Here is a 13,458-nt window from a genome sequence, read left to right as displayed (position 1 = left end):
ATCCTCCTCTACTTACTCTTCCCCTTCATTTATTTTTTTACCAATGTACATAGATGACAACATGGTAAATACATAAGCTTGAATACATGAAATGAAAATCGAAAATGCTGTCCATAACATGTTTGCAATAAAGGCAAAAGGATACCAATACAAGGCATGTTGTGACAAGGCCAATAGCAATCCTGCTAAAACCTCACCGGCAAAGATATTTCCGTAAAGCCGAATCGCCAAGGAGGCAAAATTGGTGAACTCTTCTAAAATGTTCATCGGAGTCATAAAGCCAGGTGTAACAAATGCTCTCAAATATTCTTTAACGCCTCTACGACGAACTCCTTCCACATGAGCGATCAAAGTGATCAATAATGAGAGGGATAAATCGTATCCAAGGTTGGCTGTTGGAGAAGTCCACAAGTTATAACCGTTTGTTGTTTGTACTTTTGCCATTAAACCAATATTATTGGCAACCAAGATAAACAAGAATAGAGAAAATAGGAACAAGGAATAGTCCTTGATGTATGAATCTCCAATGTTTGGTTTTGCAAAACTAACCACAAAGTCATAAATCATCTCAAGAGCATTTTGTTTGCCCTTGGGACGGATGGTCATTTTTCGACTTGCCCAATAGACAAAGGCAAAAACCATCAAAACAGTTACAAGAGACATGGCAAGCAGGGTCAAATCAAAGGATATTGGTCCAATATTAACGGTTGGATTCAAACTTTCTTCCATGGTTTGACACCTCCATTTCTAAATAGAGTTGTCTATTTAATGACAAATGCCATCGCTAGGGTTACAAAGAAGGTACCTTCTACAAAGGCAACACCAAGAATTAAAAGGCTGCGTAATTGGTCAATAATTTCAGGTTGACGAGCGGCAGACTTGAAGAGATTACTCATAATCAATCCTTCAGCAATAGATACACCCATACAGGCAAGACAAAGTCCGAAAAATGTTAAATTCATGACGAATTCTCCTTTTTTAAATTAAATTTACATCCCTAGTTTAGTCCTAAAATTTGCTTTTGTCAACTTTTTACTAGTAATGAAAGCGTTTCGAATCATTTATTTCTAATTTTACGATTTTTAAGACAATTATATAGAAAATATTATTGTCTTTTCCTACCACTTTCACTGCCTTTCCTTGTTTTCTGAAAACAAAAAACCGAGTTTTACAACTCGGATTTGTCAGTTCTTATCTGAAATAAATTGAGTAATGATTTTGACAAGCTGGATTAAATGCAGCATCACAAAATGGACAAGTGCCCGTCTCTGTATACTCCTCATACGTTAGTGTTTTCCCACAGGATCCACATAAGATAGGTCTATCCTCTTTCAGATTTAAAGGATAGGGAGAAAATATGTGCGACTCCAGTTCATTATGACACTGATAACAGGCATAGTATTTCTTACACTCATAGCACTGTAAGGCTACGATATCCTTATCACCATGGTAATGAACACATCTGCTTTCATGATCTACTAGTAATCCCTGAGCTTGAACCATTCTTTTTCCTTATCTAGGCACGAACTGTGACGCTTGTTCCATCTTCTTTATAGAGATTGATGAGACCTTCTTTCAGGGCACGTACCATGTCACCAGCTTCTACTGGTTGAGGAACCTTGATAGTCAAAAGTTCCATTGGATTTGGGGCACGATCGATTTTATTTCCTTTAGCATCGTGAAGGTCTTCGATAAAAGTTTCAAAATGACGGAAGCCTGGACCGTAGAACTCAACTTGGTCGCCTTCGTTGATAACATTACGTTGACGAATAGTTGCTGTTTGAGTTGCAGCATCATAAGCTACTACTTCAGCAACAAACTTGTATTCTGGAATCTTACGACGAGCACCGAACAGTTGTTCATTTTCAGATGGTGTTCCGTAGTAGAAACCTGTAGCCAACTCACGTTGGGCAACCTTCCACATTTCATCAATCAAGTCTTGCTTAATAGCTTCAAACTTTTCAGGGCTCTCAAGATAGGCATCAACAGCTGCCTTATAACAGTTTGTTACTGTTGAAACATAGTGGATCGACTTCATACGGCCCTCAATCTTAAGACTGTCCACACCATTTTCAATCATATCAGGGATATGGTCAATCATAGACATATCAACCGCAGACATAGAGAATTCTTCAGGAATTTCTCCCTTAAGACTCTTACGTTCCTTACCGAAGGGCATATCGTAAAGGTCATATTTCCAACGGCAAGATTGTGAACATCCACCACGGTTGGCGTCACGCATACTCATATGGTTAGAAAGAGTACAACGACCAGAGTATGAGATACACATAGCACCATGGACGAAGGCTTCAATCTCAACATCGGTACGTTTGCGAATCTCTGCCAATTCTTCCATAGAAACCTCACGCGCCAAAACGACACGCGTCAATCCAAGTTCTTTCCAGAATTCTAGAGTTTCATAGTTGGTAGCACTTGCTTGAGTTGAAAGGTGAATTTCAAGTCCTGGTGCTTCTGTTGCTGCAATCATGATCAAGGCTGGATCAGACACGATAACCGCTGCAATCCCAATATCACGTAATTTACGGAACCATTCTCCGGCACCTTCTTCGTTTCCTTCGTGCATAACCATATTGGCAGCCACATATACCTTAGCTCCATACTTAGCCGCGAACTGAACTCCTTCTTCCATTTGTTCGAAAGTAAAGTTCCCTGCACGGCTACGTAAACCATAGGCCTGCCCACCGATAAAGACAGCATCTGCTCCATATTGAACAGCTACTTTTAGTTTTTCAAGTGTTCCTGCAGGTGATAGAACCTCAGGACGTTTCAAAGTTTTTGTCATGTTTTCTCCTATTTGCAATATAAAAGTTTGACACTAATCTTTACCATTTTATAGCAAAAAGGTTCTAAAATCAAGTTTTGATTGATTGTTTAGACAATTTTAATTTTCTTGAAAAGCTAAGCTCAGCGAACTGTTTCTATTTGCCAAGCACCCCAACCTTTAAAACGAATGGCCCCCTTTTGATCCGTTTTGTAAATCGAATTCCCAAGTTCTTGGTTATTCTCCCCATTTTTTTCTTTAAATTTTTTCTTCTTGTCTACAGAAATGACAGTAATTTTAGGCTGAAAGATTTCGAAGACTTCGACATCTGTCTTTTTCTTCGATACTTGCTGATGAGTTAGCACTACATCTGCTTGGATTTTTGGATAAGACTTGTTTAAGAACTTCTCCTCTATATTTCCAGTGACTAGAAAAGTTTGATTTAGTAGCTTTCCATACATTGCTATTGAGGCTTTACTATCACTGTTTTGATTTTCGATTACTTCTAAACTACTCCCAAAAATAAATAACTGCTCTCCTGTTTTAATAGGACGTACTTTCAAGTTACTTTCATTTAATTTATCCATAAATTCTCTTTTAGATAGAGTTTCTTCAGTTACTAGAATCTCTCCAAGATTGAAGGCTTTACTAATTTCTAGTAGATGGTCTAGCTGCTTAGGTTCACTATCCGTTAAAACAAGCTGATCAATCTTTGCCACTCCTCTACTTTTCAGATAGGGAATTAAACTCCGTTTGGCAACACTCGAGGTGACTTTCTCCTGCCAAGCTTCTTTTTTCTCAACTGCTAACTTTTCACCGACATCCAGTAATATTGTCTTTCCTGTCATGTCTCTTAGGAAAATGCTACGTCCCTGCTCCATGTCTAGAACTGTGATTTCATTTTCCAGTGGTTGTTTGGTTACTAAGAAAAGTAAAACGATAAATAGGATAAGCAAAGGTGCTTTCTTCAAATTTTTACGATAATCATAAATCAGAGCCAAAGAGACTAATAGACATACCAGAACCCAAAGACTCGGTTGACCAAAAACTAAAGGTCTAGTAGATAGCTGAGATACATAGCGTATGATGTTTTCTAGCCATTCAAAAAAAAAGTTAAACTGGGTAATAGGATATATCCATGACAGACAGAAGAGTATTGATAAAAGTGGTAGCAAGACCATATCAAATAAAAAAGAAAAGACAAAGGTTAAGAGTATGGACCAAGGTTGAAATTCAGAAAAATAGAATGATAAAATTGGCAGAATTCCTAGGGAAATAATGAAACTTTCTCTTACCAAACCTTTTATCCCTGCTACTTCTTCACCAGTCATGGTCAGGATAAAGGCATAGGCACAGGAGAGCACTCCACCAGCAGTTAGGAAGAAATTCGGCATCACGATAAACAGGACAAGGACTGTCAAAGCAAAGTTATCCAGACCCTTGAAGCCATGCTGAGCCAAAAGTTTTTGCAACAGGCTTCTAATGACAGAAGCTGAGAAACCTGTCAAACCTGCATAGACCAAAGAAAAGGGATAGGCAAGCCATTTGAACTTCTCTTGCGTCAAACCCAATCGTAAGAGTGACTTCTTAAAAGCATTCATGAAGAAACCGACTTGCATTCCTGACAAAGCAAAAAGGTGAATAATCCCTAGACTGGAATAGAGTTCGTTCATTTCCTCAAAATCTGTGTCCAAGTGCCCTAATAAAAGACCTGTCATATAATTACGCATGGGGTCAGGAAAATTCCTTTTAATCCAGACAACTGCTTTTCTCCGCAAGCTGGATAGATTTTCTCCTATATCCCAGCTGGATGTTTTCTTTAATTCGACCATTTCCGATATAGTTAAGGTCTGATAAATCCCCTGTGTTTTGAGATAGTTTTGATAATCAAATCCAGCAAAATTATTTGCTCCTTGAGGAATAGCTAGCTTTCCTTTTACTACTATCTCATGCAGTTCAGATAACTCTTTAAGCCTTTCCTTTTCAGCCTCTGACTGGAATTTATAATAGACCTGAAAGAGTCTGCCATCAGCCTTCCCACGAAAGGATAAACTATCTCCATTGACCTTGATAGTATCGGGCAAGATTCGTACCGTATTAACTGAGTCAACAAGATGTTGACTCGCTTCTTCTTGCTGCCATTTTTGAAATAAAAACCAACTCCCAAAAAGTCCACAAATCAAGAGAACCTTGACCACAGTTTTCCATGGAAATTGAAAAAAGAGGCAGAGCAGTAAAAAGACAAAGCCCAAAAGTGCTAAAAAGCTTGCTGAAAAGATAGCATAGTAGAGCCAAAGCAGGAGAAAACTGAGATAGATTTTTGGGATGGGAAATCGACTAATCCACTGTGACATACTCTTTTAACTTTTCTATCGTTTTTGCACCAATACCAGAAACCTTTTTGAGCTCATCTACTGACTTAAACTTCCCGTTGGATTCACGATGGTCGATGATATCCTGAGCACGTTTGGCTCCCAACCCCTTGACTTGTTTAAGTTCTTCTAAACTGGCTTTATTAAGATTGACTTTCTTGTTTTCTTTGGTGTTGGAAGCATTTGAATGCGCCTCTTGACTGGTAGCTTCTTCCTTAGTCGGAACATAAACAAGTGCTTCGTCACTAATTCTCTGGGCAAGATTGATAGACTTACTGTCTGCATTATCTGTCAAGCCACCCGCTTTTTGGACAGCATCGTTGATACGACTTCCAACTGGCAAATCATAGATTCCAGGTGATTTGACCGCACCTTTTACATCAACAGTAATCAGATCTTGCTCTACCACTTCTTCCTTCTGATTTTTATCTTCCTTTTCATCCGTCGAATTCTTTGAAACAATTGTAACTTCTGTTTGCAAATTGCTTTCCTTAGCAGGTGCTTGAGCAACTGGCTTTAGGAGGAAAAATCCACCCAAGACTAAACCCAAAATAGCACAGATAACAATGATTTTATATTCTTTGATTTTCTCAATAAGTTCTTCCATATTTTCTCCTCTCTTAGCTTATTCGTAAGAGAAAGAAAAAACAGCTGAAAAATCATTTCAACTGCTTACTTATTTGCAAAATATTCTTCTTTGGTCAAGACATAATGGACATCTGTTACGAATCTTCCAGGTTCATTTTTATCCATTCTAGCATATAGTTCTTCGTGAGAGAAACGCATTCCTGATTTCTCCATGACCTTTCCTGATGCGGGATTATCCTTATCATGAAAGGCATCTAACTTATTCATTCCTATCTTTTCAAAAGCCAGTTCAATTACAGCTCGATTGGCTTCAGTTGTCAAACCTTGATTCCAATATTTTTGATTGATAATATAACCAATGGTTGCCTTCTTAAGAACAGCATCCAACTTGTGCAGGTCAATAGTTCCGATAAACTCTCCAGTACTTTTTAGTTCAATTCCCCATCGGCCCAATGGATTGGCTAAATAAAACTGGGCAATATTATTCTTTGTTTCCTCTAAACTTTGATTGGTTGGAAAAGTGTAGCGCGTAGTTTCTTTATCTGAAGCATACTCAAACATGGCTTCTGCATCATCAAGTGTTACAGGTCTAAGTACTAAGCGCTCTGTTTCGATAACGATATGCTTCGCTAGTTTGATAAATAGTGATTCCATGATTGTACCTCCTAAAATAGGTTGCTAGAAGAATAACATAAATGTTACTCTCTTAGTTTCATTCATAAACATCCAATTTTTGTTACCTATTGTCCAAATAAATCTTTAGTAATTAAGGACAATCCCCCAAAACCTATAAAACCTGTGTTCCTATCGTCAAAATAACCTTCACGAAATAAAACTATTCCACCACTACCAACCACATTCTCAATATACTCACTATTTTCAGCTATTATCTTTGAAAAACCTGACTGTAAAAAAATTGTAACTTTAAGTTCCTCTGGCAACAATAATAAATGAGCCGTTTGTTTTGCTAGCAAGATTGAAACAATGTCTGTAACAGACTCTCTACCTAATACTTGAATTCCACCAAAAAATTTCACTTTATTATTCTTCTTAATCATAATCTCATCAGAATAATTTGCATTCCTGACTTCTAGGTCTTGCTTTTTTAGCAATTTCCAAAGTTTATAATATTGGATTATTCTAGTATTATCATTAAAGCAATCATCTCCTAATACTAAATATAGATTGAATTTATTTTTAGTTGAATAATCATATAGTTGCGAAATCAAATACTGTAAATACTCCTCCCTTCTTCTATAGTCACCAATAATCTCCCAACGTCTCACATAGACATTAAATTCAGATGTAAAGTGAATAAGAGAAGAATCTATATTGGCATCTTCATAAATAATCACGTAGCTTGTCCCTCACTAAATTAAGTTTATTTTCTAAAAGCTTAACAAAAAATACAATACAAATCAATAATTTTCCTTGCCTTTTAAAACGGTTTTATATACAATAAAGTCATCACAAAAACTCTGATGAATGATGTGATACATAAATTGAAACAACTTAATAGAAAGTGAGTTATCCTATGTTAATTGGAATTCCAAAGGAAATTAAAAATAATGAAAATCGTGTTGCTTTGACACCTGCTGGTGTACAGAGTCTTGTCGGTCGTGGTCACCGAGTACTCATCGAAACAAATGCGGGACTTGGATCTGGTTTTGCTGATGCTGACTATGAAAAGCAAGGAGCTGAGATTGTCGCAACTGCTGCTGAAGCATGGGCTGCAGAGTTAGTTGTTAAAGTCAAGGAGCCCCTTGCTAGTGAGTACCAGTTCTTGCGTGACGATTTACTTCTCTTCACCTACTTGCACATGGCAGCAGCCCCAGAATTAGCGGATGCTATGCTTGCAGCGAAAACAACTGGTGTTGCTTATGAAACTGTACGCAATACTGAAGGTCAACTTCCTCTATTGGTTCCAATGAGTGAGGTTGCAGGTCGTATGGCTGTCCAAATCGGAGCTCACTTCTTGACGAAACAAGCTGGTGGTTCTGGAGTTCTTTTAGGTGGTGTCCCGGGTGTACCAAAAGGAAAAGTAACCATTATTGGTGGTGGGGTCGTTGGTACACACGCAGCACGTATCGCTCTTGGTTTAGGAGCTCAAGTAACTATTCTTGATATCAGCGCTAAACGTCTCTCTGAACTTGAAGATGTCTTTGGTCACCAAATCCAAACACTCATGTCTAACCCATTTAATATCGAAGCAAGTGTGCGTGAAGCAGACGTTGTTATCGGTGCAGTATTGATTCCTGGTGCCAAAGCTCCAAAATTAGTGACAGATGACATGGTTCAACAAATGCGTCCTGGTTCTGTCATCGTAGACGTTGCTGTAGACCAAGGTGGTGTTATTGCAACAGCTGACCGTGTGACAACCCATGATGAGCCTGTCTATGAGAAACACGGTGTCCTTCACTATGCAGTTGCTAACATTCCTGGAGCAGTTGCTCGTACTTCTACTATCGCCCTTACAAATGTGACCCTTCCTTATATCGAAGCCTTGGCAGGAAAAGGATTTAAGAAAGCAATCCTTGAAGACGCAGGCTTGCTTGAAGGTGTAACAACTTATCAAGGTCAACTCACCAGCCAACCAGTTGCTGAAGGTTTAGAACGTGACTTCACACCTATCAGTGAACTTGTCTAATAAGAAATTCAAAAAAATTAAGAGCAGTTTTTCAACTGCTCTTTTCTTTATTCTGTTTCTTCTTGATTTTCTTCAGCTTTGACAGGTCGAGGTTCATAGGCTCTGATAATCTGAGCAACGACTGGATGGCGAACCACATCCTTGGCTGAGAAGTGTACAAAGTCGATCTGGTGAATATTCTTAAGTTTTTCCTGGGCATCAATCAGACCTGATTTAACATTACGTGGCAGGTCAATCTGGCTAATATCCCCATTGACAATCATTTTAGAATTGAATCCAAGACGTGTCAAGAACATCTTCATCTGCATGATGGTTGTATTTTGGGCTTCATCCAAGATGACAAAGGCATCATCCAAGGTACGTCCACGCATATAGGCCAAAGGTGCAATCTCAATAATTTCTCTCTCCATGAGACGAGTTGTTTGGTCCTTCCCTAAGATCTGATATAAAGCATCATAGACTGGTCGAAGATAAGGATCCACCTTTTCTTTCAAATCACCAGGTAGAAATCCTAGGCTTTCTCCAGCTTCTACTGCTGGACGAGTCAGGATAATACGCTTGACTTGGCCACGTTTAAGAGCTGTAACAGCCAAGGTCACTGCTAGGAATGTTTTACCCGTACCAGCTGGCCCAATCCCGAAGGTAACATCATGATTCTTAACACTATCAACATAAAGTTTTTGTCCCAGTGTCTTGACCCGAATCGGCTTACCAGTATTGTCTTTGATAATCTCTTCTTCATAGAGGGCAACAAACTTATCGATTTCATTGTTTCTAACCATATTGATGGCTGTCACCACATCTGGAGTTCCGACTGTCATCCCACGATTGACCAAGACCATCAAGGCTTGAATTACTTGCCGTGCTTCTTCACAAGAAGACTCCTCTCCCAAGACTTGTACAATCTCTGTACGAGCATGGATGATAACATCTAACTCATCCTCCATCAAGCGAAGATGGCGTTCATTGGAACCAAAAAGATGAAACAGGTCATCTGGATGACTTAACTGAATGTCTATTGAATGTTCCTTCAAATAAAGAACCTCTCTAACTCTTTAATTTCTTTTTATTATAGCAAAGGCATTTAGAAATTGCTATCCTTAACACCTATGCCCTTTTTAATGTTCTAAATATTCCTGCCAGATGCGATCGAAGTCTCCCATATTAAAGGAAAAACTAGCATGTTCTTCTAAAAATCGACTCACCTGATCGAAATCATCCGTATGTTTCGGGAAGGCTGACTCCTCAAAGGCAAGATCCGCTAAAATTGCTTTGGGACTATTACTTTTAGGATTACGCTCTGTCATAAGCCAAGTATAAAATGATTTTCGCATAAGCCTCCCTAAATTAACTCTGTACCAAATTGGTCTTGTTTAATCTTTCCAGCTTTCATTAAACCACCAAGCGCTTTTTTAAACTGACCTTTTGAGATACCAAAGGTAGCCTTGATGTCATCTGGTGAAGATTTATCATTTAAGGTCATAAATCCACCATTACTTTCCAAGTAAGTCAGAATCATTTGTGCATCGTTTTCTAACATCTCAAAAGAGCGAGGTTTTAGTGATAGATTAAGAGTTCGGTCAACTTCACGGAAACCAATGACACGCACATCTAACACTTGCCCCAAACGTGGCTCTGCATAGCGCTCACTTGGGTGGATAAATCCAAGCATGTTGTTTTCTGGTAGATAGACAAAAGTGCCTGATAACTTAAGACGATAAACGATTGCGGGCCAATTCTGATTTTGCATGTTGTTGTATGCTGGACGTGCCAAACGTTGGAAGTCCTCTTGGTAGGCTAAGAGTCCCCAGATGCGGTCTTTCTTGTCTACTTCTAGACGAACATAAAGTTTATCGCCCTTCTTAGGCCAAAGCTCTTTCAGTTCAGGTAGGATGTCAAGTGACACAACGATTTCCTTGTCAGGAAGCCCTGTATCAACAAAAACACCCAAATCCTTACGCACTTCTGTTACAGTTCCCCAACCAAATTGATCCTGAGTTGCAGTCACTTCTTGAGTTGTCAAGCGAAGTTTTTGCTTCATGTCTGTGTAGGCGAAACCTTTAACGGTATCACCAACTGTATGCTGACCTTCTTCCTTAGCAAGAGCGTATGTTTGACCATCCTTTTGAACAAAGTAAAAACGGTCATTTTCATCGATGATCAGTCCAACAATAAAACTTGCAAGATTTGTATTCATGTTTCCTTCTTTCGAATAAAACTCAGCCAGCAATGCCAACTGAGTTTTTCTGTTTATTTCTTAGACTTCCAAGATTTCTTTTTCTTTATTGGCAGTCATGTCGTCGATGTGTTTAACAGCATCGTCTGTCGCTTTTTGAATATCTTTTTCAAGAGTCTTCAATTCATCTTCAGTGATTTCTTTTGCTTTTTCTTGTTTTTTAGCTTCATCCATAGCATCACGACGGATATTACGGATCGCTACTTTAGCATTTTCACCAACTTTTTTCACTTCTTTAGCAAGATCACGACGAGTTTCTTCTGTAAGAGCTGGGATTACCAAGCGAATAACAGAACCATCGTTAGCTGGTGTAATACCCAGATCTGAAGCGTTCAAAGCACGCTCGATATCCTTCAATGAAGATTTATCAAATGGTGTTACCAACAAGACACGCGCTTCAGGTATTGTGATAGAAGCGATTTGGTTAAGAGGTGTTTCGACACCATAGTATTCAACAGTAATACGGTCAAGCAAGCTAGCGTTAGCACGACCTGCACGGATACCACCAAATTCACGAGCAAGTGAGTGGTGAGATTGAGTCATTCTCTCTTTAGCTTTTTCTACAATTGCGTTAGCCATAATTTTTTTATTCCTTTTCTTCGATATTGTTTGAAACAGTTGTTCCGATATTTTCACCAAATACAACACGTTTGATATTGCCAGGTTGGTTCATATTAAAGACGACCAAGTCAATATCGTTATCCATAGATAGAGTTGAAGCTGTTGAATCCATGATACGGAGACCTTTATTAATAACATCACGGTGAGTCAATTCTTCAAATTTAACAGCCGTTTTATCTTTCTTAGGATCCGCATTGTAGACACCGTCTACACCATTCTTAGCCATCAAAATAGCGTCCGCTTCAATCTCAGCTGCACGAAGAGCCGCTGTTGTATCTGTAGAGAAGTAAGGTGAACCAATTCCCGCGCCAAAGATAACGATACGTCCTTTTTCAAGGTGGCGAAGGGCACGTCCACGAATATAAGGCTCTGCTACTTGTTGCATGGCAATAGCTGTTTGTACACGAGTATCAACACCAGCTTGTTGCAATGAATCTGCCATCACAAGAGCATTCATAACTGTCCCAAGCATTCCAGTATAATCCGCTTGAACACGATCCATACCAGCTTCTGCTGCAGGTTCTCCACGCCAAAGGTTTCCACCACCGATAACCAAGGCGATTTCAATTCCTAGCTCGTGAACTTCCTTGATCTCTTGGGCCATACTTTGGACGGTTTTGATATCAATACCGACACCACGTTCGCCGGCAAGGGCTTCACCAGATAGCTTGATTAAGATACGTTTATACTTAGGTTCTACCATTTTCTCTCTCCTTTTTTCATCCTACCTATTTTATCACAATTTCAAGGATTTTTATAGTATCATGAACAATTCTTTCAAAAAAATTAGACAGATAAAAATTTCTCTAAATCAGACAAGGCGCGTTCTGCGATTTTCTCATAACGAGCCTTTTTATCACGAATACGCTCACCTTCTAACTCCTTGATAATCCCAAAGTTGACATTCATGGGTTGGAAGTGTTTGCTATCAGCATGAGTTATATAATGAGCTAAACTACCGATAGCTGTAGTCTCTGGGAAAATAGCCTCACTTTCTCCCTTGAAAAGACGAGCAGCATTGATTCCAGAAACCAATCCTGAAGCAGCTGACTCAACGTAGCCCTCTACACCAGTCATCTGACCAGCAAAGAAGAGATTTGGCTGTTTCTTAGAACGGTATGTCTGTTCAAGAAGATTTGGCGAATCCATATAGGAATTACGATGCATGACGCCATAGCGAACAAACTCAGCATTTTCAAGACCTGGAATCATTTGGAAGACACGCTTCTGCTCTCCCCATTTGAGGTGAGTTTGGAAACCAACGATGTTATAAAGACTTCCAGCTGCATTGTCCTGACGAAGCTGGACAACTGCATAAGGGGTTTTAAACTCTCCATCACGAGGGCCTGTGTAGTCATCTGGATACTCCAGACCAACTGGTTTCATAGGGCCATAGAGCATGGTTTTGATACCACGTTTAGCCATAACTTCAATTGGCATACACCCTTCAAAGTACTTTTCTTTTTCAAAAGAATTAAGGGGTGCTTCTTCCGCATTGACCAAGGCTTCATGGAAATCCATAAACTCTTGCTTGGTCATCGGAGCATTGAGGTAAGCAGCTTCTCCCTTGTCATACCGAGACTTGAGATAGACCTTGCTCATATCGATGGTATTGACGTCTATAATAGGCGCTGCCGCGTCATAGAAATAGAAGCCATCGCCGTCATTAAGGGCATGAATTTTCTCAGCCAGGGCATCGCTAGTCAAGGGACCAGTAGCGACAACCGTAATAACATCTGTCGGCAATTCTGTAATTTCATCACGAACCACTTCAATTAAAGGGTGATTGGCAATTTTTTCAGTGACCATTTGAGAAAAACCGTCACGATCAACCGCAAGCGCTCCACCTGCAGGAACCCGCGTTGCTTCTGCTGATTCTAAAATCACAGAACCAAGACGACGCATTTCTTCCTTTAGAAGACCTACAGCATTTGTAAGAGCATCCCCTCGTAATGAGTTGGAACACACTAATTCTGCAAAATTATCTGTTTTATGCTGAGGTGTTGATTTGACACCACGCATTTCATAGAGTTTAACTGGAATACCACGCTCTGCGATTTGGTAAGCTGCTTCCGAACCTGCTAAACCAGCACCGATAACATTGATATAAGATTGAGACATGACACTAATACCTCTTTGGGTGGAAACTAAGTTCATATCAAAACAAGCTACTGGACTGTTTGACACCCACAAATCTTTCTAATTTTTCTTT

15 protein-coding genes are annotated in these 13,458 nt (G+C 39.4%); 1 reads left to right on the top strand and 14 read right to left on the bottom strand.

Translation table 11 applies throughout. The features are described 5' to 3' along the window. Positions 1 to 12: 12 nt before the first annotated feature. From atpB to AB8E63_RS04150, 8 genes are all read right to left on the bottom strand, one after another. Entirely contained in the window at positions 13 to 729 is a 717-nt protein-coding gene (gene atpB, locus AB8E63_RS04185; protein ID WP_368910080.1) for a F0F1 ATP synthase subunit A, read from the bottom strand. Positions 730 to 761: 32 nt separating this feature from the next. After that, complete coding sequence (locus AB8E63_RS04180; protein WP_004253309.1) at positions 762 to 962, bottom strand: F0F1 ATP synthase subunit C; 201 nt, start codon at positions 960 to 962, stop codon at positions 762 to 764. 229 nt (positions 963 to 1,191) lie between these two features. Then, positions 1,192 to 1,503 carry a CHY zinc finger protein gene (locus AB8E63_RS04175; protein WP_368910078.1) on the bottom strand — a complete coding sequence of 104 codons (312 nt, stop codon included), beginning with the start codon at positions 1,501 to 1,503 and terminating at the stop codon, positions 1,192 to 1,194. Positions 1,504 to 1,516: 13 nt separating this feature from the next. Beyond that, the gene (locus AB8E63_RS04170; protein ID WP_074324171.1) at positions 1,517 to 2,803 is read right to left on the bottom strand and encodes a U32 family peptidase; all 1,287 of its coding nucleotides are present in this window, start codon (positions 2,801 to 2,803) and stop codon (positions 1,517 to 1,519) included. Between the two features lie 122 nt (positions 2,804 to 2,925). Further along, positions 2,926 to 5,136 carry a ComEC/Rec2 family competence protein gene (locus AB8E63_RS04165; protein ID WP_368910075.1) on the bottom strand — a complete coding sequence of 737 codons (2,211 nt, stop codon included), beginning with the start codon at positions 5,134 to 5,136 and terminating at the stop codon, positions 2,926 to 2,928. Further along, positions 5,120 to 5,761 (bottom strand): helix-hairpin-helix domain-containing protein, encoded by a 642-nt coding sequence (locus AB8E63_RS04160; RefSeq protein ID WP_368910074.1) that lies wholly within the window; start codon positions 5,759 to 5,761, stop codon positions 5,120 to 5,122. The genes AB8E63_RS04165 and AB8E63_RS04160 overlap by 17 nt, the downstream gene beginning before the upstream one ends. A 65-nt stretch (positions 5,762 to 5,826) precedes the next feature. Beyond that, positions 5,827 to 6,396, bottom strand: coding sequence for a GNAT family N-acetyltransferase (locus tag AB8E63_RS04155; RefSeq protein ID WP_368910072.1), 570 nt, complete (start codon positions 6,394 to 6,396; stop codon positions 5,827 to 5,829). 86 nt (positions 6,397 to 6,482) lie between these two features. Then, positions 6,483 to 7,097 (bottom strand): hypothetical protein, encoded by a 615-nt coding sequence (locus tag AB8E63_RS04150; protein WP_368910070.1) that lies wholly within the window; start codon positions 7,095 to 7,097, stop codon positions 6,483 to 6,485. Positions 7,098 to 7,276: 179 nt separating this feature from the next. On the opposite strand from AB8E63_RS04150, the gene ald reads away from it, so the two are divergent. Further along, positions 7,277 to 8,389, top strand: coding sequence for an alanine dehydrogenase (ald, locus tag AB8E63_RS04145; RefSeq protein ID WP_036757336.1), 1,113 nt, complete (start codon positions 7,277 to 7,279; stop codon positions 8,387 to 8,389). Positions 8,390 to 8,436: 47 nt separating this feature from the next. On the opposite strand, the gene AB8E63_RS04140 is transcribed toward ald, so the two are convergent. The 6 genes from AB8E63_RS04140 to trmFO all read right to left on the bottom strand — a co-directional run bounded on the left by AB8E63_RS04140 (position 8,437) and on the right by trmFO (position 13,367). Beyond that, entirely contained in the window at positions 8,437 to 9,423 is a 987-nt protein-coding gene (locus AB8E63_RS04140) for a PhoH family protein (protein WP_036752940.1), read from the bottom strand. An 84-nt stretch (positions 9,424 to 9,507) separates the two neighbouring features. Then, positions 9,508 to 9,723, bottom strand: coding sequence for a YozE family protein (locus AB8E63_RS04135; RefSeq protein WP_001232087.1), 216 nt, complete (start codon positions 9,721 to 9,723; stop codon positions 9,508 to 9,510). 8 nt (positions 9,724 to 9,731) lie between these two features. After that, on the bottom strand, positions 9,732 to 10,586 hold the full coding sequence (gene cvfB / locus AB8E63_RS04130) for an RNA-binding virulence regulatory protein CvfB (RefSeq protein WP_368910069.1): 855 nt from the start codon (positions 10,584 to 10,586) through the stop codon (positions 9,732 to 9,734). A gap of 60 nt (positions 10,587 to 10,646) precedes the next feature. Beyond that, on the bottom strand, positions 10,647 to 11,204 hold the full coding sequence (frr, locus tag AB8E63_RS04125; RefSeq protein WP_006152642.1) for a ribosome recycling factor: 558 nt from the start codon (positions 11,202 to 11,204) through the stop codon (positions 10,647 to 10,649). A 7-nt stretch (positions 11,205 to 11,211) separates the two neighbouring features. Continuing rightward, positions 11,212 to 11,949 (bottom strand): UMP kinase, encoded by a 738-nt coding sequence (gene pyrH, locus AB8E63_RS04120; RefSeq protein WP_004253279.1) that lies wholly within the window; start codon positions 11,947 to 11,949, stop codon positions 11,212 to 11,214. A gap of 83 nt (positions 11,950 to 12,032) precedes the next feature. Next, positions 12,033 to 13,367, bottom strand: coding sequence for a methylenetetrahydrofolate--tRNA-(uracil(54)-C(5))-methyltransferase (FADH(2)-oxidizing) TrmFO (gene trmFO / locus AB8E63_RS04115; protein ID WP_368910068.1), 1,335 nt, complete (start codon positions 13,365 to 13,367; stop codon positions 12,033 to 12,035). Positions 13,368 to 13,458 lie beyond the last annotated feature (91 nt).

The sequence above is a fragment of the Streptococcus sp. oral taxon 061 genome (assembly GCF_964211575.1).
Taxonomy (GTDB): Bacteria; Bacillota; Bacilli; order Lactobacillales; family Streptococcaceae; genus Streptococcus.
The sequence above is the reverse complement of the archived record's forward strand: the minus strand, read 5'-3'. Positions and strand labels throughout refer to the sequence as shown.

Excerpts from the sequence above, each read along its gene's own strand:
- atpB (WP_368910080.1), bottom strand. The coding sequence starts at position 729 with ATGGAAGAAAGTTTGAATCCAACCGTTAATATTGGACCAATATCCTTT.
- AB8E63_RS04180 (WP_004253309.1), bottom strand. The coding sequence starts at position 962 with ATGAATTTAACATTTTTCGGACTTTGTCTTGCCTGTATGGGTGTATCT.
- AB8E63_RS04175 (WP_368910078.1), bottom strand. The coding sequence starts at position 1,503 with ATGGTTCAAGCTCAGGGATTACTAGTAGATCATGAAAGCAGATGTGTT.
- AB8E63_RS04170 (WP_074324171.1), bottom strand. The coding sequence starts at position 2,803 with ATGACAAAAACTTTGAAACGTCCTGAGGTTCTATCACCTGCAGGAACA.
- AB8E63_RS04165 (WP_368910075.1), bottom strand. The coding sequence starts at position 5,136 with ATGTCACAGTGGATTAGTCGATTTCCCATCCCAAAAATCTATCTCAGT.
- AB8E63_RS04160 (WP_368910074.1), bottom strand. The coding sequence starts at position 5,761 with ATGGAAGAACTTATTGAGAAAATCAAAGAATATAAAATCATTGTTATC.
- AB8E63_RS04155 (WP_368910072.1), bottom strand. The coding sequence starts at position 6,396 with ATGGAATCACTATTTATCAAACTAGCGAAGCATATCGTTATCGAAACA.
- ald (WP_036757336.1), top strand. The coding sequence starts at position 7,277 with ATGTTAATTGGAATTCCAAAGGAAATTAAAAATAATGAAAATCGTGTT.
- AB8E63_RS04135 (WP_001232087.1), bottom strand. The coding sequence starts at position 9,723 with ATGCGAAAATCATTTTATACTTGGCTTATGACAGAGCGTAATCCTAAA.
- cvfB (WP_368910069.1), bottom strand. The coding sequence starts at position 10,586 with ATGAATACAAATCTTGCAAGTTTTATTGTTGGACTGATCATCGATGAA.
- frr (WP_006152642.1), bottom strand. The coding sequence starts at position 11,204 with ATGGCTAACGCAATTGTAGAAAAAGCTAAAGAGAGAATGACTCAATCT.
- pyrH (WP_004253279.1), bottom strand. The coding sequence starts at position 11,949 with ATGGTAGAACCTAAGTATAAACGTATCTTAATCAAGCTATCTGGTGAA.
- trmFO (WP_368910068.1), bottom strand. The coding sequence starts at position 13,367 with ATGTCTCAATCTTATATCAATGTTATCGGTGCTGGTTTAGCAGGTTCG.